19 protein-coding genes are annotated in these 19,694 nt (G+C 43.9%); 17 read left to right on the top strand and 2 right to left on the bottom strand.

The features are described from left to right. Positions 1-13 precede the first annotated feature (13 nt). A complete protein-coding gene (gene holA / locus M0696_RS12690) occupies positions 14-1,057 on the top strand; it encodes a DNA polymerase III subunit delta (protein WP_222143193.1) in 1,044 nt (347 codons plus the stop codon). A gap of 14 nt (positions 1,058-1,071) precedes the next feature. Here the strand turns inward: holA and rpsT are convergent, their stop codons facing one another. Further along, on the bottom strand, positions 1,072-1,338 hold the full coding sequence (gene rpsT / locus M0696_RS12685) for a 30S ribosomal protein S20 (RefSeq protein ID WP_003229989.1): 267 nt from the start codon (positions 1,336-1,338) through the stop codon (positions 1,072-1,074). Between the two features lie 203 nt (positions 1,339-1,541). Between rpsT and gpr the strand changes: the two genes are divergently transcribed. From gpr to mtaB, 12 genes are all read left to right on the top strand, one after another. Continuing rightward, on the top strand, positions 1,542-2,648 hold the full coding sequence (gene gpr, locus M0696_RS12680; protein WP_041905682.1) for a GPR endopeptidase: 1,107 nt from the start codon (positions 1,542-1,544) through the stop codon (positions 2,646-2,648). 62 nt (positions 2,649-2,710) lie between these two features. Continuing rightward, positions 2,711-3,916, top strand: coding sequence for a spore autolysin SpoIIP (gene spoIIP / locus M0696_RS12675; protein WP_166850629.1), 1,206 nt, complete (start codon positions 2,711-2,713; stop codon positions 3,914-3,916). A 16-nt stretch (positions 3,917-3,932) separates the two neighbouring features. After that, positions 3,933-4,271: a YqxA family protein gene (locus M0696_RS12670; RefSeq protein WP_166850632.1), complete on the top strand. Its 339-nt coding sequence runs from the start codon at positions 3,933-3,935 to the stop codon at positions 4,269-4,271. 133 nt (positions 4,272-4,404) lie between these two features. Further along, a complete protein-coding gene (gene lepA, locus M0696_RS12665) occupies positions 4,405-6,243 on the top strand; it encodes a translation elongation factor 4 (RefSeq protein WP_222143192.1) in 1,839 nt (612 codons plus the stop codon). A gap of 52 nt (positions 6,244-6,295) precedes the next feature. Continuing rightward, positions 6,296-7,435: a radical SAM family heme chaperone HemW gene (gene hemW, locus M0696_RS12660; RefSeq protein ID WP_222143191.1), complete on the top strand. Its 1,140-nt coding sequence runs from the start codon at positions 6,296-6,298 to the stop codon at positions 7,433-7,435. Positions 7,436-7,515: 80 nt separating this feature from the next. Continuing rightward, positions 7,516-8,547 carry a heat-inducible transcriptional repressor HrcA gene (gene hrcA / locus M0696_RS12655; protein WP_166854627.1) on the top strand — a complete coding sequence of 344 codons (1,032 nt, stop codon included), beginning with the start codon at positions 7,516-7,518 and terminating at the stop codon, positions 8,545-8,547. 71 nt (positions 8,548-8,618) lie between these two features. Then, positions 8,619-9,173 carry a nucleotide exchange factor GrpE gene (gene grpE, locus M0696_RS12650; RefSeq protein WP_222143190.1) on the top strand — a complete coding sequence of 185 codons (555 nt, stop codon included), beginning with the start codon at positions 8,619-8,621 and terminating at the stop codon, positions 9,171-9,173. 23 nt (positions 9,174-9,196) lie between these two features. Then, on the top strand, positions 9,197-11,032 hold the full coding sequence (gene dnaK, locus M0696_RS12645) for a molecular chaperone DnaK (protein WP_166850644.1): 1,836 nt from the start codon (positions 9,197-9,199) through the stop codon (positions 11,030-11,032). Between the two features lie 198 nt (positions 11,033-11,230). After that, positions 11,231-12,358, top strand: a complete 1,128-nt coding sequence (gene dnaJ / locus M0696_RS12640) for a molecular chaperone DnaJ (protein WP_166850646.1) — start codon at positions 11,231-11,233, stop codon at positions 12,356-12,358. Between the two features lie 24 nt (positions 12,359-12,382). Further along, entirely contained in the window at positions 12,383-13,318 is a 936-nt protein-coding gene (prmA, locus tag M0696_RS12635; RefSeq protein WP_222143189.1) for a 50S ribosomal protein L11 methyltransferase, read from the top strand. A 22-nt stretch (positions 13,319-13,340) separates the two neighbouring features. Then, positions 13,341-14,111 (top strand): 16S rRNA (uracil(1498)-N(3))-methyltransferase, encoded by a 771-nt coding sequence (locus M0696_RS12630; RefSeq protein ID WP_166850653.1) that lies wholly within the window; start codon positions 13,341-13,343, stop codon positions 14,109-14,111. Further along, entirely contained in the window at positions 14,111-15,466 is a 1,356-nt protein-coding gene (gene mtaB, locus M0696_RS12625) for a tRNA (N(6)-L-threonylcarbamoyladenosine(37)-C(2))-methylthiotransferase MtaB (RefSeq protein ID WP_222143188.1), read from the top strand. The genes M0696_RS12630 and mtaB overlap by 1 nt, the downstream gene beginning before the upstream one ends. A gap of 34 nt (positions 15,467-15,500) precedes the next feature. Here mtaB and M0696_RS12620 read toward each other — a convergent pair whose 3' ends face one another. Further along, positions 15,501-16,424, bottom strand: coding sequence for a Na/Pi symporter (locus M0696_RS12620; RefSeq protein WP_222143187.1), 924 nt, complete (start codon positions 16,422-16,424; stop codon positions 15,501-15,503). Between the two features lie 172 nt (positions 16,425-16,596). On the opposite strand from M0696_RS12620, the gene rpsU reads away from it, so the two are divergent. From rpsU to floA, 4 genes are all read left to right on the top strand, one after another. Continuing rightward, on the top strand, positions 16,597-16,770 hold the full coding sequence (gene rpsU, locus M0696_RS12615; RefSeq protein ID WP_003152957.1) for a 30S ribosomal protein S21: 174 nt from the start codon (positions 16,597-16,599) through the stop codon (positions 16,768-16,770). 14 nt (positions 16,771-16,784) lie between these two features. Next, positions 16,785-17,231: a GatB/YqeY domain-containing protein gene (locus M0696_RS12610; RefSeq protein WP_003226182.1), complete on the top strand. Its 447-nt coding sequence runs from the start codon at positions 16,785-16,787 to the stop codon at positions 17,229-17,231. 130 nt (positions 17,232-17,361) lie between these two features. After that, positions 17,362-18,675 (top strand): NfeD family protein, encoded by a 1,314-nt coding sequence (locus M0696_RS12605; protein ID WP_222143186.1) that lies wholly within the window; start codon positions 17,362-17,364, stop codon positions 18,673-18,675. Positions 18,676-18,696: 21 nt separating this feature from the next. Continuing rightward, on the top strand, positions 18,697-19,692 hold the full coding sequence (gene floA, locus M0696_RS12600; protein WP_166850663.1) for a flotillin-like protein FloA: 996 nt from the start codon (positions 18,697-18,699) through the stop codon (positions 19,690-19,692). Positions 19,693-19,694 lie beyond the last annotated feature (2 nt).

The following is a 19,694-nucleotide window of genomic DNA, read 5'->3' as shown; positions in this document are numbered from 1 at the left end:
AAGTCGTACAACAATGGTATTTGATGTGTGGAAAAGCCTGAAAAAAGGAGATGTCCATCCGGTTTATTGTTTATACGGAAAAGAGACGTATCTGCTGCAAGAAACCGTCAGCAGGATCAGACAGACAGTTATTGATCAGGAGACAAAGGATTTCAATCTATCCGTTTTTGATCTGGAAGAGGACCCGCTGGATCAAGCAATTGCAGATGCTGAAACGTTTCCGTTTATGGGGGAGCGGCGTCTTGTTATTGTGAAAAATCCCTATTTTTTAACAGGTGAAAAGAAAAAAGAAAAAATTGAGCACAACGTCAGTGCGCTTGAAACATATATACAATCACCTGCGCCATACACGGTCTTTGTCCTTCTTGCCCCGTATGAAAAGCTGGATGAGCGGAAAAAATTGACGAAAGCGTTAAAGAAGCACGCGTTTATGGTGGAGGCGAAGGAATTAAACGCAAAGGAGACGACAGATTTTACTGTCAACCTTGCAAAAACAGAGCAGAAAACAATCGGCACAGAAGCCGCGGAGCATTTGGTTCTGCTTGTGAATGGACATCTGTCATCGATTTTTCAGGAGATTCAAAAGCTCTGCACGTTTATTGGAGATCGTGAAGAAATTACGTTGGATGATGTGAAAATGCTTGTTGCGAGAAGCCTTGAACAAAATATTTTCGAGCTGATTAATAAAATCGTCAACCGGAAACGAACGGAGAGTCTGCAAATTTTTTATGATTTGCTCAAACAAAATGAAGAACCTATCAAAATTATGGCGCTTATTTCGAACCAGTTCCGGCTGATTCTGCAGACAAAGTACTTCGCGGAACAAGGATACGGGCAAAAGCAAATCGCTTCTAATTTAAAAGTTCATCCATTTCGGGTTAAGCTGGCGATGGATCAAGCAAGGCTTTTTTCAGAGGCCGAGCTCCGGTCAATTATTGAACAGCTTGCCGTCATGGACTATGAGATGAAAACAGGGAAAAAGGACAAGCAGCTTCTGCTCGAACTGTTCCTTTTACAGCTGTTAAAAAGAAATGAAAAAAACGATCCTCATTATTGAGGATCGTTTTTATATTATGCAGAAAGTCCGTTCACTTTTTTCGCTAGTCTTGATTTGTATCGAGCTGCGGTATTTTTGTGTACAAGACCTGTTTTCACTGCTTTATCAATACGTTTAGCTGCTTCAGTAAGAGCAGTTTTCGCTTTGTCAGCTTCGTTGTTGGCAACAGAAGCTTCAACTTGTTTGATTGCAGTACGCATAGCAGATTTGATTGTCGCGTTATGAACGCGGCGTTCGTTGTTTGTTTTTGTACGTTTAATCGCTGATTTAATGTTTGGCATGTGTTTCACCTCCTAAGATACAACCTGTAGCACAGTGTCTTAAGGTTAAATCTTCTTCACAATAGAACAAATTGTATTCTATCAAACACATCTTTAGATTGCAATATAAATGTAAAGTATTTTTCATTGAAGGATCTCTTTTTCGCATGATTCATTCAGCAAATGGCAACAATATAGGTACTTAATATGAAGGAGGCCCCCTGATGAAAAAGAGTGAGCTGGATGTTAATCAGTATTTGATACGTACCGATTTAGCAGTTGAAACGAAGGAAGCGATGGCCAATCAGCAGGCTGTGCCGACAAAAGAAATTAAAGGTTTTATTGAAAAAGAACGGGATCGCGGCGGAATTAAAATCCGCACTGTTGATATTACAAAGGAAGGCGCGGAGCTCTCGGGAAAAAAAGAAGGACGCTATTTAACACTTGAGGCGCAAGGCATCAGAGAGAATGATTCGGAAATGCAAGAAAAGGTCTCTGCTGTCTTTGCGGAGGAATTCTCAGCCTTTCTTGAAAGCCTTAATATCTCAAAAGATGCGAGCTGTTTGATCGTCGGGCTCGGTAACTGGAACGTGACACCTGATGCGCTGGGACCGATGGCTGTAGAAAATCTATTGGTAACAAGGCACTTGTTTAAGCTTCAGCCGGAAAACGTGCAGGAGGGCTACAGGCCTGTCAGTGCATTTGCCCCTGGTGTGATGGGGATAACGGGAATCGAAACAAGCGACATTATTAAAGGTGTGATTGAGCAATCGAAGCCTGATTTTGTCATTGCGATTGATGCATTGGCGGCGCGGGCGGTGGAAAGGGTCAACACAACCATTCAAATATCGGATACAGGCATTCACCCGGGATCAGGGGTGGGGAATAAAAGAAAAGATTTAAGCAAAGATACGCTTGGCGTACCGGTGATTGCCATCGGAGTTCCGACGGTCGTTGACGCTGTGACGATTGCCAGCGATACGGTGGACTACATATTAAAACATTTTGGCAGAGAAATGAAGGATAACAGGCCGTCAAGATCGCTTGTTCCGGCTGGCATGACGTTTGGGAAAAAGAAAGTGCTCACTGAAGAAGATCTTCCTGATCAAAAGCAGCGTCAATCGTTCCTCGGCATTGTCGGAACCCTTCAAGAAGATGAAAAACGACAGCTCATTCATGAGGTGCTTTCGCCTTTAGGCCACAACTTAATGGTTACGCCGAAGGAAGTTGATTCTTTTATCGACGATATGGCAAATGTGCTGGCGAATGGGTTAAACACAGCGCTACACGAAAAAGTGTCACAAGAAAACAAAGGCTCCTACAATCACTAAACAGTTCTACTTCCTCTAGCTTGTTCATAGAGTAATTACTAGACAAGCGCTGGAGGGATTTAATGAGAAATAAACGCAGAAACAGACAAATTGTTGTTGCGGTAAATGGCGGGAAAGCGGTAAAAGCCATCTTTCTATTTATCGCAAGCCTTATCGTGATTTTTGTTCTATCCGGTGTGCTGACGTCTCTCCGGCCGGAACTCAGGCCGTCGTCTGACTCTTTTTACGGGATTGCTGAAGAATTGCCGGGTGACGTGTTTGCACACTTGCTGCGGATGGAAAACCATTATTTCGCTTCTGATCTTTCTCAAACCGACAGCTCATTTCATCTTTCGCGTCTTTCTTTGAAGCTGGCGACAAGCATTAACCTCGAAGATCCGCGGAGCTTTCTAGGCCGGGAGCTGCCGGGGTTTGCACAATTTGATACCGAGATTCTGTTAGCTGGACAAGGCACGGACTATACGAATATGCCTGCGGAATCTCCGCCGCCGTCTAAGGTGATGGAGGAAGAAAGAGAAGCGAATTTGGCAGAGATTGAAAAACAGCAAACACAATCAGACAATGCACAAAAGGATCCGCCGAAACAAACAACCGGTGATAAAAAAGTTGTCTTTATCTATCACACGCACAATACAGAATCATATCTCCCTCTATTAAAAGGCGAGACCGATCCTGATATGGCGCGCCATTCTAAAGCCAACGTCACCCTTGTAGGGGATATGTTCGGAAAAGCGCTTGAATCCCAAGGCATCGGAGCCACAGTGAACAAAACGGATATACAGGCAATGCTGAACAAAAAAGGCTTAAACTATGCCAGATCCTATGATGAATCAAGGCCAGTCATCAAAGATGCGCTCGCCTCGAACAAAAATCTGCAATATATCATTGACATCCACAGAGACTCACGGCGCAAAAAAGATACGACGGCAACGATTAAGGGAAAAAGCTATGCCCGGGTAGCCTTTGTCGTCGGCAAAAAAAACAAAAACTTTGAAGAAAACTATAAAATTGCGAGCGAGCTTCATAAGCTGATGGAGAAAAAATACCCCGGACTCAGTACAGGTGTCTTTTCAAAAGGCTCGCCAGGCGATAATGGTGTTTACAACCAGGATTTAACCGACAGAGCGCTTTTGCTCGAATTTGGCGGAGTAGATAATAATCTCGAAGAGCTGCAGCGTGCGGCTGACGCAGCCGCAGACGTATTCAGCGAAATGTACTGGGATGCTGAAAAGGTCAACGCGGAGAGCGGCGAGACGAAAAAACAATAAGAAATAGGTGGTTGATTTGATTGCATACTTTGGGAAATGCTTGCTGCTAGTCACGATCATGTTTTTAGGCGTCCTGTTCGGCATGCAGCAGGCGAATAACGGGATGCTCAGTATGAAGGGCTATCATGACCCTTCACTTAAGGGAGCGTTTACGCTCACCGACGGAAAAAACAATGAAAAAGAAGCCTCGATCTTAGGAGAAACAGTCACAGCGAAAGATTTAGAAGAAAAACAAAAAGAGCTTGAAAAGGTGGAAACGTTCAATATGTTCTCTAAAGCCGGAAAAGCGCTTTCGGATACCGTAACCAACACTGCCCAGTCAATGTATGAATGGATACGGGATCTGAATCAATAGGTGCGTGAAAGAGAAAAGCAGCCCAGGTATGACAGGGAACTTTTCTCTTTCTTGTTTTACATTGAATCTTTACAATCCTATTGATATAATCTAAGCTAGTGTATTTTGCGTTTAATAGTAGGAGTGATAGATTGTGACAGATAAAGAAAAGCGTTTAGAGAGGCAGTCGAGAATACGGAACTTCTCTATCATTGCCCATATTGACCACGGAAAATCGACCTTAGCGGATCGTATTTTAGAAAAAACGTCGGCAATCACTCAACGAGAAATGAAAGAACAATTGCTCGATTCTATGGATCTTGAACGTGAACGGGGCATAACGATTAAGTTAAACTCTGTTCAGCTTAAATACAAAGCAAAAGACGGAGAGGAATACATTTTTCATCTGATTGATACGCCGGGACACGTCGACTTCACGTACGAAGTATCCCGAAGCCTAGCTGCCTGCGAAGGAGCGATTCTTGTCGTGGATGCAGCACAGGGGATTGAAGCGCAGACGCTCGCCAATGTCTACTTAGCGCTTGACAACGATCTTGAAATACTTCCAGTCATCAATAAAATCGATCTGCCGAGTGCCGAGCCGGAACGCGTGCGTCAAGAGGTAGAGGATGTCATCGGCCTTGACGCATCGGAAGCCGTGCTGGCTTCAGCAAAAGCCGGTATTGGGATTGAGGAGATTTTAGAACAGATCGTAGAAAAGGTGCCTGCTCCGACCGGAGACCCGGAGGCGCCGCTCAAAGCGCTGATCTTCGACTCACTTTATGACGCCTACCGCGGTGTCGTGGCGTATATCAGAGTCGTTGAAGGGACGGTAAAGCCGGGACAAAAAATCAAAATGATGGCAACCGGCAAAGAATTCGAAGTAACAGAAGTCGGCGTATTTACGCCGAAAGCGACTCCGACAAATGAACTGACGGTCGGTGATGTAGGCTTCCTGACTGCCTCAATCAAAAATGTCGGTGACACACGTGTCGGTGATACGATAACGAGCGCTGCCAATCCTGCAGACGAAGCTCTGCCGGGATACCGCAAGCTCAACCCGATGGTGTACTGTGGTTTGTATCCAATTGATACAGCGAAATATAATGATTTAAGAGAAGCCCTTGAAAAACTTGAGCTGAATGATTCCTCCCTTCAATATGAAGCGGAAACTTCACAAGCGCTTGGATTCGGGTTCCGCTGCGGATTTTTAGGCATGCTCCACATGGAGATCATTCAGGAGCGGATTGAGCGTGAGTTCAACATCGACCTGATTACGACAGCGCCAAGCGTTATCTATGACGTGTATATGACAGATGGCGAAAAGGTCGTTGTCGACAACCCGTCAAACATGCCGGACCCTCAAACGATCGAACGGATTGAGGAGCCGTACGTTAAAGCGACGATGATGGTGCCAAATGACTATGTCGGCGCTGTAATGGAGCTTTGCCAAGGCAAACGCGGCAATTTCATTGATATGCAGTATTTAGACGCAAACCGTGTCAGTATCATTTATGACATGCCGTTAGCAGAAATCGTATATGAGTTTTTTGACCAGCTGAAATCAAGCACAAAAGGCTATGCGTCCTTTGATTATGAATTGATCGGCTACAAACCGTCTAAGCTTGTGAAAATGGACATTATGCTTAACGGTGAAAAAATCGATGCTTTGTCCTTTATCGTGCATCGTGATTACGCATATGAACGCGGAAAAGTGATCGTTGAAAAACTGAAAGAGCTCATTCCGCGCCAGCAGTTTGAAGTTCCGGTACAAGCCGCAATCGGCCAGAAAATCGTGGCCCGCTCTACCATAAAAGCAATGCGTAAAAACGTATTGGCTAAATGTTACGGAGGGGACATCTCGCGTAAACGGAAACTTCTTGAAAAACAAAAAGAAGGAAAACGCCGAATGAAGCAGGTCGGCTCAGTTGAAGTGCCGCAAGAAGCATTCATGGCAGTTCTGAAAATGGACGACAGTCCGAAAAAACAATAGAAGCCGCCGCAGTCCTGTACTGCGGCTTCTTTCTGTAAAGAAGGTGAATTCGTTGAAATCAGCTTATATCCACATCCCGTTTTGTGAGCACATTTGCCACTACTGCGATTTCAATAAATATTTTATTCAAAGCCAGCCTGTTGACGAGTATTTAAACGCGCTCGAACAGGAAATGATAAATACAATAGCAAAAACAGGGCAGCCTGACCTTAAAACGATCTTCATCGGAGGAGGCACGCCAACATCTCTCTCTGTGGAACAGCTCAAAAAGCTGATGGACATGATCATCCGAGTGCTGAAGCCTTCAAGCGCCTTATCGGAATTTGCGGTTGAAGCGAATCCGGACGACTTGTCCGCAGAGAAATTAAAAGTATTAAAAGAAGCCGGCGTAAATCGCCTCAGCTTTGGTGTCCAAACGTTCGAAGACGATCTGTTAGAAAAAATCGGCCGGGTGCACAAACAAAAAGATGTATTTACTTCTTTTGAAAGGGCTCGGGAAATCGGTTTTGACAATATCAGTCTTGATTTAATGTTCGGGCTCCCGGGACAAACCCTTAAGCATCTGGATCATTCCTTAAACACTGCTTTATCGCTGGATGCCGAGCATTATTCCGTATATTCCCTCATTGTAGAGCCGAAAACGGTATTTTATAATTTGATGCAAAAAGGGCGGCTTCATCTGCCGCCGCAGGAGCAGGAAGCCGAAATGTATGAAATGGTAATGAGCCGCATGAAAGCTTATGGCATTCATCAATATGAAATCAGCAACTTTGCCAAGGCAGGTATGGAATCAGAGCACAATCTGACGTATTGGAGCAACGAAGAATATTTCGGCTTTGGAGCAGGGGCCCACGGATATATCGGCGGCACACGGACCGTGAACGTCGGGCCTGTTAAACATTACATTGACTTGATAGCCGAAAAAGGCTTTCCGTACAGAGATACACATGAAGTGACAACAGAAGAACAAATTGAAGAAGAAATGTTTTTAGGTTTGAGAAAAACAGCCGGTGTCAGCAAAAAACGATTCGCAGATAGATACGGTCGTTCACTGGATGAACTTTTTCCAAGCGTATTAGAAGACCTCACTGAAAAAGGGCTGATTCACAATTCGGAGTCTGCTGTTTGTTTGACTCATCAGGGGAAATTATTAGGTAATGAAGTTTTTGGCGCTTTTTTGGGTGAGTTATAATTGACATTTTTCTTGTGGTTTGATACTTTTGTTATAGAATTAGCACTCGCTTATTGAGAGTGCTAACAGAGGTGATGATGATGTTAACAAATCGTCAGCTGCTGATCCTTCAGGTCATAATCAACGATTTTATTAAATCGGCACAGCCGGTAGGATCAAGAACTCTTTCGAAAAAAGATGAAATCACATTTAGCTCTGCAACAATAAGAAACGAGATGGCTGACTTGGAAGAATTGGGCTTCATTGAAAAAACCCATTCATCCTCAGGACGTGTTCCGTCAGAAAAAGGGTACCGGTACTATGTTGACCATTTGCTGTCACCCGTCAAACTGACAAAAAGCGACCTGAACCAAATCCACTCGATCTTCAAAGAGAAAATTTTCGAGCTGGAGAAGACAGTTCAAAAATCAGCTCAAATTTTGTCCGATCTGACGAATTATACATCCATCGTACTCGGGCCGAAGCTGAGTGAGAATTACCTTAAACAGATTCAAATCATACCGATTCAGCCTGATATGGCGGTAGCAATTCTCGTTACCAATACGGGGCATGTGGAAAACAAAACGATTAATTTTCCAGCCAAAATGGATCTGTCTGATATTGAAAAACTGGTAAATATATTGAACGAGCGTTTAAGCGGCGTTCCAATGGATGAACTGAATGAGCGTATATTTAAGGAAGTCGTCATGTACTTAAGACAGCACATTAAGAACTATGACAATATACTTGACGCGCTTCGTTCAACCTTTCATTCCACAAATCACGTTGAAAAATTGTTTTTCGGCGGAAAAATCAATATGCTAAACCAGCCGGAGTTCCATGATATCACCAGAGTTCGGTCGCTGCTCTCATTAATCGAAAAAGAACAGGATGTTTTAAAGCTTGTTCAATCCCCGCACACGGGAATTTCGATTAAAATCGGGAAAGAAAATGATTATGAAGAGATGGAAAACTGCAGTCTGATTACGGCTTCTTATTCCGTTGATCAGAAGCAGATCGGCTCAATTGCGATCATCGGTCCGACACGCATGAATTATTCCAGGGTTGTCAGCCTGCTTCAGCATGTGACTTCGGACTTGTCAAAAGCATTAACAAGTTTGTATGATGAATAAGGGAATTTTGGCAAATTTTATCGAAGGGCAGAACCCGCCCTTCTCCTTACACTTTGAGGGAGGTGAACACAATGTCAGAAGAAAAACAAACCGTTGAAAAAGTTGAAGAAAACGAAACAGAAGAGCAAGAAGTCGTTGAAGAACAGCAGGAAGAAACAAATGAAAGCGATCTTCTTCAAAATCAAATTAATGAATTGCAAGGTTTGCTTGAGGAAAAAGAAAACAAACTTTTGCGTGTTCAAGCAGACTTTGAAAACTATAAACGACGCAGCCGTTTAGAGATGGAAGCGTCCCAAAAATACCGTTCTCAAAACATCGTGGCTGATTTGCTGCCGGCTCTTGACAGCTTTGAAAGAGCGCTTCAGGTTGAAGCCGACAATGAACAGACGAAAAGTTTGCTCCAGGGAATGGAAATGGTCCACCGTCAGCTCGTAGAAGCCTTGAAAAAAGAAGGCGTGGAAGCCATCGAAGCTGTAGGGCAGGAATTTGATCCTAATCTGCACCAAGCCGTAATGCAGGCTGAAGATGAAAATTATGGCTCCAACATTGTTGTTGAGGAAATGCAAAAAGGCTATAAGCTGAAGGATCGCGTCATTCGCCCTTCCATGGTTAAAGTGAATCAATAATTACATAGCAGGAGGTTATTCAAGTGAGTAAAGTTATCGGAATCGACTTAGGAACAACAAACTCATGTGTGGCAGTGCTCGAAGGCGGCGAGCCTAAAGTTATTGCTAACGCTGAAGGAAACCGCACAACGCCATCAGTTGTTGCATTCAAAAACGGCGAACGCCAGGTAGGGGAAGTGGCTAAGCGACAATCTATCACAAACCCTAACACAATCATGTCTGTTAAACGCCATATGGGTACTGATTATAAAGTTGAAATTGAAGGAAAAGATTACACTCCTCAAGAAGTGTCTGCTATCATCCTTCAACACCTTAAATCATACGCTGAAAGCTATCTTGGCGAAACAGTATCAAAAGCAGTTATCACAGTTCCTGCTTACTTTAACGATGCTGAGCGTCAAGCGACAAAAGACGCTGGTAAAATTGCAGGTCTTGAAGTAGAACGTATTATCAACGAGCCGACTGCAGCAGCGCTTGCATACGGACTTGATAAAACAGATGAAGATCAAACAATCCTAGTATACGACCTTGGCGGAGGTACATTCGACGTTTCTATCCTTGAACTTGGCGACGGTGTATTCGAAGTTCGCTCAACTGCCGGTGACAACCGTCTGGGCGGTGACGATTTTGACCAAGTCATCATCGATCACCTTGTGTCTGAATTCAAAAAAGAAAACGGCATTGACCTGTCAAAAGACAAAATGGCGCTTCAACGTTTGAAAGACGCAGCTGAAAAAGCGAAAAAAGATCTTTCCGGCGTATCTTCTACGCAAATTTCTTTACCGTTTATCACAGCTGGAGAAGCAGGACCGCTTCACCTTGAACTTACATTAACTCGCGCTAAATTCGAAGAGCTTTCTGCTCATTTAGTAGAGCGCACAATGGGTCCTGTCCGTCAAGCGCTGCAAGATGCAGGACTTTCTGCAAGCGAAATCGACAAAGTCATCCTTGTCGGCGGATCAACTCGTATCCCTGCCGTACAAGAAGCAATCAAAAAAGAAACTGGAAAAGAAGCGCATAAAGGCGTAAACCCAGATGAAGTTGTAGCGCTTGGTGCTGCGATTCAGGGCGGCGTTATCACTGGTGACGTAAAAGACGTAGTTCTTCTTGACGTTACACCGCTTTCTCTTGGTATCGAAACTATGGGCGGCGTGTTCACAAAACTGATCGACCGCAACACTACGATCCCGACAAGCAAATCTCAAGTGTTCTCAACTGCTGCTGATAACCAAACAGCTGTTGATATCCATGTTCTCCAAGGTGAGCGCCCAATGTCTGCCGACAACAAAACACTCGGCCGCTTCCAGCTTACTGATATTCCGCCAGCACCACGTGGCGTGCCTCAAATCGAAGTTTCTTTCGATATTGACAAAAACGGTATCGTAAACGTAAGAGCAAAAGACTTAGGCACAGGAAAAGAACAAAACATTACAATCAAATCTTCTTCAGGTCTTTCTGATGATGAGATCGAACGCATGGTAAAAGAAGCGGAAGAAAATGCTGACGCTGATGCGAAGAAAAAAGAAGAAATCGAAGTCCGCAACGAAGCAGATCAACTTGTTTTCCAAACTGAGAAAACATTAAAAGATCTAGAAGGCAAAGTGGACGAAGAACAAGTGAAAAAAGCCAACGATGCCAAAGACGCTTTAAAAGCAGCGATTGAGAAAAACGAATTTGAAGAGATCAAAGCGAAAAAAGATGAACTTCAAACAATCGTTCAAGAGCTTTCTATGAAGCTTTATGAAGAAGCTGCTAAAGCACAGCAAGCTCAAGGCGGAGAAAACGCTGAAGGTAAAGCGGATGACAACGTTGTCGACGCTGAATACGAAGAAGTAAACGACGATCAAAACAAAAAATAAGTTCTTTTTAGAGTCAGTCCCGCTTCTGGGGCTGACAATAAGAACACATTTCATAATCTGATTCAATGATTAGAAAGTCAAAGTCAGGCATCTCTTGGCTTTGACTTTTTTTCTTGCCCGGGATAAAAGGAATTGAAAAATCATAATTCAAAATGATACAATCTAATTTATGTGAGAAATTCGGGAGAGTGAAGCGAGATGAGTAAGCGTGATTACTATGAAGTGCTGGGAGTAAGTAAGAGCGCTTCAAAGGATGAAATTAAAAAAGCTTATCGGAAGCTGTCAAAAAAATATCATCCTGATATTAATAAAGAAGCCGGATCAGATGAAAAATTTAAAGAGGTAAAAGAAGCGTACGAAACGCTGTCAGATGACCAAAAACGTGCGCATTACGACCAATTTGGCCATACTGATCCTAATCAGGGCTTCGGCGGCGGAGGTTTTGGCGGCGGCGATTTCGGCGGTTTTGGTTTCGATGATATTTTCTCAAGTATTTTCGGCGGAGGCACAAGACGAAGAGATCCAAACGCACCGCGCCAAGGTGCCGATTTGCAGTATACGATGACCTTGTCATTTGAGGATGCCGCTTTCGGTAAAGAAACAACCATTGAAATTCCGCGCGAGGAAACGTGTGATACATGTAAAGGCTCAGGTGCGAAACCTGGAACAAACCCGGAAACGTGCTCGCACTGCGGAGGCTCCGGCCAGTTAAACGTGGAGCAAAATACGCCGTTTGGAAAAGTCGTGAACAGACGGGTCTGCCACCACTGTGAAGGTACGGGCAAAATCATTAAAGACAAATGTGCGGATTGCGGCGGCAAAGGAAAAATCAAAAAACGCAAAAAAATTAACGTGACAATTCCAGCCGGTGTAGATGACGGACAGCAGCTTCGTCTCGCAGGACAGGGTGAACCAGGCGTAAACGGTGGCCCAGCCGGAGATTTATTTGTCGTGTTCCACGTGCGCGCCCACGAGTTCTTCGAGCGTGACGGCGATGATATTTACTGTGAAATGCCGTTAACGTTTGTTCAGGCAGCTCTTGGAGATGAAGTGGAAGTTCCGACGCTGCATGGAAAAGTGAAATTAAAAATCCCTGCAGGTACACAAACAGGAACGAAATTCAGATTAAGAGGCAAAGGCGTTCAAAATGTCAGAGGCTATGGACAGGGTGACCAGCATATCGTCGTCCGCGTCGTTACGCCGACAAACCTGACAGACAAACAAAAAGACATTATACGCGAATTCGCCGAGGTCAGCGGAAACCTGCCTGACGAACAGGAAATGAGTTTCTTTGACAAGGTAAAACGCGCGTTTAAAGGCGATTAATTATTGGATGAGGAGTTGGTAGTTTTGAAATGGTCCGAATTAAGCATTCACACAACACATGAAGCGGTCGAACCTATCTCAAATATATTGCATGAAGCTGGTGCAAGTGGGGTTGTGATAGAGGACCCGCTTGATTTAATTAAAGAACGTGAGAATGTATACGGGGAAATCTACCAGCTCGACCCCAATGATTATCCAGACGAGGGTGTCATTGTTAAAGCATACCTGCCGGTTAACAGTTTTCTAGGCGAAACGGTGGAAGGCATTAAAGAAACGATTAATAATCTGCTTCTTTACGATATTGATTTGGGCAGAAATCACATCACTATTTCTGAAGTGAATGAAGAAGAGTGGGCGACTGCCTGGAAAAAGTATTATCATCCTGTGAAAATTTCTGAAAAGTTTACAATTGTGCCGACGTGGGAGGAATATACGCCGGTCCATACTGATGAACTGATTATTGAAATGGACCCGGGAATGGCCTTCGGCACAGGCACACATCCGACAACCGTACTCTGCATTCAGGCGCTTGAACGTATTGTGCAAAAAGGTGATAAGGTGATTGATGTCGGTACAGGTTCGGGAATTTTAAGTATTGCGGCTGCAATGCTTGAGGCTGAATCAGTCCATGCCTACGATCTTGATCCTGTAGCTGTAGAAAGTGCACGCCTCAATCTTAAGCTAAACAAAGTGAGCGATATTGCTCAAGTAAAGCAAAACAATTTGTTAGACGGGATTGACGGGGAACATGATGTGATCGTTGCCAACATTTTGGCTGAAGTCATTCTTCGTTTTACCTCACAAGCGTACGGCCTGTTAAAAGAAGGCGGCCATTTTATTACGTCAGGAATCATCGGGCATAAAAAACAAGAAGTAAAAGAAGCACTGGAACAAGCTGGCTTTACCATTGTAGAAATCCTTTCAATGGAAGATTGGGTCAGCATTATTGCGAAAAAATAACAGTTAGTAGGTGTCACAGCGTATGCAACGATATTTTATCGAGCTCACGAAGCAGCAAATGGAGGAAGCGCCGGCTTTTTCGATTACCGGCGAAGATGTTCATCATATTGTGAACGTTATGAGAATGAATGAGGGTGATCAGATTATCTGCTGCTCTCAGGACGGCTCCGAGGCAAAATGTGAACTTCAATCTGTTTCCAAAGATAATGTGTCCTGCCTTGTGGTAGAATGGACGAATGAAAACAGAGAGCTTCCGATAAAGGTCTATATTGCGAGCGGCCTCCCGAAAGGAGATAAGCTTGAATGGATTATCCAAAAGGGGACTGAGCTCGGAGCTCATGCCTATATTCCTTTTCAAGCCGCGCGTTCTGTTGTCAAGCTGGATGATAAAAAGGCAAAGAAAAAGCGGGAAAGATGGGCGAAAATTGCGAAGGAAGCGGCTGAACAATCGTACCGTAACGAAGTGCCGCAAGTGATGGATGTTCATTCTTTTCAGCAGCTTCTTCAAAGGATGCAGGATTTCGATAAATGTGTCGTTGCATACGAGGAGTCATCGAAGCAAGGGGAAATAAGCGCATTCAGCGCGGTTGTAAGCAGCCTTCCGAAAGGATCATCCCTTTTGATCGTATTTGGCCCTGAAGGTGGTTTAACAGATGCGGAGGTTGAACGGCTCACAGAGAAAGACGGTGTGCCGTGCGGCCTTGGACCGAGAATTTTAAGGACAGAAACCGCTCCGCTCTATGCGTTGAGTGCGATTTCTTATCAAACAGAGTTATTAAGAGGTGATCAGTAATGGCAACTGTTGCTTTCCATACGCTTGGCTGTAAAGTCAACCATTATGAAACAGAAGCAATCTGGCAGCTTTTTAAAGAAGCGGGCTATGAAAGAAGAGACTTTGAACAAACAGCTGATGTATATGTCATTAATACATGTACGGTAACAAATACGGGAGATAAAAAAAGCCGCCAAGTGATCAGACGCGCCATTCGTCAAAATCCTGACGGCGTCATCTGTGTCACAGGCTGCTATGCGCAAACCTCGCCTGCTGAGATTATGGCAATCCCTGGTGTCGATATTGTAGTCGGAACGCAGGACCGGGAAAAAATGCTTGGCTACATTGACCAATACCGTGAAGAACGCCAGCCAATTAACGGCGTCAGCAACATCATGAAAGCAAGAGTGTATGAAGAGCTTGATGTACCTGCTTTCACGGACCGGACAAGAGCGTCATTGAAAATACAGGAAGGCTGCAATAATTTCTGCACATTCTGTATCATTCCATGGGCGCGCGGCCTGCTCCGCTCCCGTGACCCTGAAGAAGTCATTAAACAAGCGCAGCAGCTTGTCGATGCCGGGTATAAAGAAATTGTTCTTACCGGTATTCATACAGGCGGCTACGGCGAAGATATGAAAGATTACAACTTCGCTAAGCTTTTGAGTGAATTAGACACTCGTGTTGAAGGCGTTAAACGAATCAGAATTTCTTCAATTGAAGCCAGCCAAATCACAGATGAAGTGATCGAGGTCTTAGACCGCTCAGATAAGATTGTAAATCATTTGCATATTCCTATCCAATCTGGATCAAACACAGTGCTTAAACGGATGAGACGTAAATATACGATGGAGTTTTTTGCAGACCGTTTAAACAAACTGAAAAAAGCACTGCCAGGCTTAGCTGTCACTTCTGATGTCATTGTAGGGTTCCCTGGCGAAACAGAAGAAGAATTTATGGAAACCTATAACTTTATTAAAGAACATAAATTCTCTGAGCTGCATGTTTTTCCTTATAGTAAACGTACAGGAACGCCAGCTGCGCGAATGGAAGACCAAGTGGATGAAAACGTAAAAAATGAACGTGTACACCGCCTGATTGCTCTTTCTGACCAGCTCGCGAAGGAATATGCTTCTCAGTATGAAAATGAAGTGCTTGAGATCATCCCTGAAGAAGCGTATAAGGAAACGGAAGAAGAGAACATGTTTGTCGGTTACACAGACAACTATATGAAGGTTGTTTTCAAAGGTACGGAAGATATGATCGGCAAAATCGTGAAAGTCAAAATTCTAAAAGCAGGCTACCCTTACAACAAAGGGCAATTTGTCCGTGTTGTTGAGGATGAAATAACTGAACACATGCGTTTGTCTTCTTAATCTAAAACCGGTGCATCTACATGTACCGGTTTTTTTATTTAGTTGGAATAATAAAGTGAATCAAGCGGTAAAACAAGTTTGTAAGCGGAAGAAATAAAAGAGCTGTCACCACATTAAATAAAAGGCTGAAATGCGCGATCCTTTGTGCGGGATCAGGTGATAACTGGTCTACAAAGCCGGTCGCTGCCGTCAGAAAAGGAAATACTAGAGCCACACCCAGCACGTTAAACACCACATGAGCATACGCTGTCTGTTTCGCCGCATATCCGCCGGATACAGCAGCCATGACAGCTGTAATGCATGTCCCGATATTGGATCCAAGCACGACGCTCATCGCCTGCGTCAGTCCGATAATGCCTTCATTCATAAAGCTCATCAAAATGCCGATACAGACAGAGCTTGAGTGAATGATAGCAGTTAAGACCATACCGATGAGCAAAGCGGACCAGTTTGAATCGTTAACGTGGTATAGAACTTCAGCTCCCGTTTTCAGCTTTGTAAGCGGCCCTGCAAGATGGCTGAACCCGCTGATGCAAAAAAAGATGATGCCGAGACCGAGGAGGCTTGTTCCCAGCTGTTTCAAGGGATACCTGCCAATCAGAAAAAACACTAACCCGCCTATCAAAAGAATCCAAATCAAAACATCCATTTTGATAGCAATAAATTCAGTTGTAAAAGTAGATCCGATATTTGTTCCCAGAATCATTGGTATCGTCCGCTTAAAAGAAAGAACGCCCGCACTGACAAAGCCGATGACAATGACCATAAAGGCTGAACTGCTCTGAAGAATGCCTGTAAATACAATACTAATCAGAAACGCTTTTAACGGATGATCTGTAAATAAAAGCAAACGTTCTTCAATTTTTGAGTACGCCATTGAAATTAAGCCTTTTCGAAGCATGTTCATGCCTGCGAGAAAGAATAATATAAGAGCAGTAAAGCTAATCAGAATTAACATCCTATTCACCAACCCCTTTCCATCATTATATAGACAGGCAGTCGTACTCATGACGGAAAAGTGAACTCACTTAGTTGACCTGACTCATGGCTTATATTATAATGTCAAAGTACATGTTTATATGTGTAACTTAAAGGTAGTCGATTGGTGTATTCGGAGGGAGGGAAAGAGAATGTCAAAAACGGTCGTTAGAAAAAACGAATCGCTTGAAGATGCTCTTCGTCGCTTCAAACGCAGTGTATCAAAGACAGGTACTTTGCAAGAAGCAAGAAAGCGCGAATTTTATGAAAAACCTAGCGTAAAGCGCAAGAAAAAGTCTGAAGCTGCTAGAAAACGCAAATTCTAAAAGAGGGTGGATTTATGAGTCTTCTTGAGCGTCTTAACCAGGATATGAAGCTATATATGAAAAACCGTGAGAAAGACAAACTAACTGTCGTTCGAATGGTTAAGGCTTCACTTCAAAATGAAGCAATTAAGCTTAAGAAAGACAGTTTGACCGAGGATGAGGAACTCACTGTCCTTTCTCGTGAACTTAAGCAACGTAAAGACTCCCTCCAGGAATTTTCAAACGCTAATCGTTTAGATTTAGTAGATAAAGTTCAAAAAGAGCTGGACATTTTAGAAGTTTATTTACCCGAGCAGCTGTCAGAAGAAGAACTGCTTACAATCGTAAATGAAACCATTGCTGAGGTTGGTGCGAGCTCAAAAGCGGACATGGGAAAAGTAATGGGTGCAATTATGCCTAAAGTAAAAGGTAAAGCTGACGGAAGCTTAATTAATAAGCTTGTCAGCAGTCAATTGTCTTAAATGGCGTAAAAAAGGACATCTTTCTAAGAGAGATGTCTTTTTTTATACATAAAAAAATGAAACCTTTGATACATTTGTTACGTATGAAGAGAAGGCACTTATTATAAATGGAAGGAGGGATACACCGCCCTTGCTTCAAATCAAAGGACTCCGTGCTGCTCTTTTGAGTATATTTTTACTTTCTTTATTAGGCGTACAGATGAGCGCCAAAGCAGAAAAACAAACGGTTTATGTGATCCCGGTTGAAAAAAATGTCGAACAGGGCCTCGCCTCGTTTTTATCCCGTTCATTACAGGATGCGAAAGAAGCGCATGCAGATCATATTATTCTTGATATCAATACGCCGGGAGGATTGGTCAAATCAGCTATTGATATAGCGGACTCGATAACCGAAAGCGAGATCCCCGTAACTGCATATGTAAACAAACGCGCGTTGTCGGCTGGTGCATATATAGCTCTGCAAGCCGATAACATTTATATGGCGCCTGGCGGAAAAATGGGAGCGGCCGCGATTATTGACGGTAAAGGCAATGCCGCTGACCAAAAAGCTGAATCACTTTGGCTGGCAGAGCTGGAAGATGCCGCATTGAAAAATAATCGCGATCCAAAATATGCACTCGCAATGGCTGACCCGGCTATAGATGCCAAGGAAGCTGGCGCGCCGAAGGGAGATCTGCTGACACTTAACGCCGATAAAGCAATTGATGTAGGTTATTCAGAAGGCACGGCTGACAATTTATCCGCGCTCGTAAAGAAGCTTGGGTTCGAAAAGGCGGAAACCATCTATTCAAAGGAAAGTTTTGCAGAAAAGACAGCAAGATGGCTGACAAACCCGGTCATTGTTCCTATTCTGCTGACAATCGCTTTTTTAGGTCTGACAGTAGAGCTTTTTTCACCGGGTGTCGGCATTCCTGGAACAGTTGGATTTATCGCTTTGTTGCTATTCTTTTACGGGCATCTCGCGGCTGGCTTTGCCGGATACGAGACGATTCTTCTCTTTATAGCAGGGGTGATCCTCATCCTGCTTGAGATTTTCCTTCCCGGAGGAATTATTGGATTACTGGGCTTAGGAGCGATTGTTACGAGCCTGTTTTTAGCCGCGGGGAGCTTCACTGTCATGGCGGTTTCTCTCTTGATCGCCTTAGCTGTTTCTATAACAGCTTTCATCTTACTGACAAGGGTGTTGGGAAAGCGTATGAAATTCTTTAAGAAATTTGTATTAAATGATTCTACAAATACGGAGAGCGGCTACGTTTCAAATCAAACGCGTACGGATTTAATAGGCAAAGTAGGAGTAACCTTTACACCGCTGCGTCCTGCTGGTACTGTCATTATTGATGATGAACGCCTAGACGTTGTGTCAGAGGGATCGTTTACAGAAAAAGATAAGAAAGTAAAAGTGGTTAAAGTGGAAGGATCACGCATCGTCGTGAGAGAAATTTAAACAGAAACGAGGAGAATAGATATGGATCCATCAACACTCATGATTCTGGCTATTATCGTAGTAGGGATCATTGTTTTAGCTGTATTTTTTACATTTGTGCCTGTTATGCTTTGGATTTCAGCATTAGCAGCCGGAGTGAGAATTAGCATTTTCACTCTAATCGGGATGAGGCTTCGCCGCGTTATACCAAACCGAGTGGTGAACCCATTGATTAAAGCCCATAAGGCTGGGCTTAATGTTGCTACCAATCAGCTTGAAAGCCATTATCTCGCCGGAGGAAACGTTGACAGAGTTGTCAACGCGCTGATCGCTGCTCAGCGTGCCAATATTGAACTCACATTCGAACGCTGTGCTGCTATTGATCTTGCCGGCCGTGACGTATTGGAAGCCGTTCAAATGAGCGTCAATCCTAAGGTGATTGAAACGCCGTTCATTGCCGGTGTTGCTATGGACGGGATTGAAGTAAAAGCGAAAGCGAGAATTACAGTAAGAGCAAATATCGAGCGTCTCGTTGGGGGAGCAGGGGAAGAAACCATTGTAGCCCGTGTCGGAGAAGGGATCGTCTCTACAATCGGTTCATCCGAAAGTCACAAAAAAGTGCTTGAAAACCCTGATATGATTTCTCAAACGGTACTTGGGAAAGGATTGGACTCAGGAACTGCGTTTGAAATTCTCTCGATCGATATTGCTGATGTTGACATTGGCAAAAACATTGGCGCGATTTTACAAACCGATCAGGCCGAGGCTGATAAAAACATCGCGCAGGCAAAAGCGGAAGAACGCCGTGCGATGGCTGTCGCTCAAGAACAGGAAATGCGCGCCCGCGTAGAGGAAATGCGCGCGAAAGTGGTAGAAGCCGAAGCGGAAGTGCCGCTTGCGATGGCAGAAGCCTTGCGTGAAGGGAATATTGGCGTCATGGACTACATGAATATCAAAAACATCGATGCTGACACAGAAATGCGTGATTCATTCGGCAAGCTGACGAAAGATTCGTCTGATGAAGACAGTAAATCATAATC

It is taken from the genome of Bacillus rugosus, from assembly GCF_023238245.1.
In the GTDB taxonomy this organism is placed as follows: domain Bacteria; phylum Bacillota; class Bacilli; order Bacillales; family Bacillaceae; genus Bacillus; species Bacillus rugosus.
This window is presented reverse-complemented; position numbering and strand designations above follow the sequence as displayed.

Excerpts from the sequence above, each read along its gene's own strand:
- holA (WP_222143193.1), top strand. The coding sequence starts at position 14 with ATGGTATTTGATGTGTGGAAAAGCCTGAAAAAAGGAGATGTCCATCCG.
- rpsT (WP_003229989.1), bottom strand. The coding sequence starts at position 1,338 with ATGCCAAACATTAAATCAGCGATTAAACGTACAAAAACAAACAACGAA.
- gpr (WP_041905682.1), top strand. The coding sequence starts at position 1,542 with ATGAAAAAGAGTGAGCTGGATGTTAATCAGTATTTGATACGTACCGAT.
- spoIIP (WP_166850629.1), top strand. The coding sequence starts at position 2,711 with ATGAGAAATAAACGCAGAAACAGACAAATTGTTGTTGCGGTAAATGGC.
- hrcA (WP_166854627.1), top strand. The coding sequence starts at position 7,516 with ATGTTAACAAATCGTCAGCTGCTGATCCTTCAGGTCATAATCAACGAT.
- grpE (WP_222143190.1), top strand. The coding sequence starts at position 8,619 with ATGTCAGAAGAAAAACAAACCGTTGAAAAAGTTGAAGAAAACGAAACA.
- dnaJ (WP_166850646.1), top strand. The coding sequence starts at position 11,231 with ATGAGTAAGCGTGATTACTATGAAGTGCTGGGAGTAAGTAAGAGCGCT.
- M0696_RS12630 (WP_166850653.1), top strand. The coding sequence starts at position 13,341 with ATGCAACGATATTTTATCGAGCTCACGAAGCAGCAAATGGAGGAAGCG.
- mtaB (WP_222143188.1), top strand. The coding sequence starts at position 14,111 with ATGGCAACTGTTGCTTTCCATACGCTTGGCTGTAAAGTCAACCATTAT.
- M0696_RS12620 (WP_222143187.1), bottom strand. The coding sequence starts at position 16,424 with ATGTTAATTCTGATTAGCTTTACTGCTCTTATATTATTCTTTCTCGCA.
- rpsU (WP_003152957.1), top strand. The coding sequence starts at position 16,597 with ATGTCAAAAACGGTCGTTAGAAAAAACGAATCGCTTGAAGATGCTCTT.
- M0696_RS12610 (WP_003226182.1), top strand. The coding sequence starts at position 16,785 with ATGAGTCTTCTTGAGCGTCTTAACCAGGATATGAAGCTATATATGAAA.
- floA (WP_166850663.1), top strand. The coding sequence starts at position 18,697 with ATGGATCCATCAACACTCATGATTCTGGCTATTATCGTAGTAGGGATC.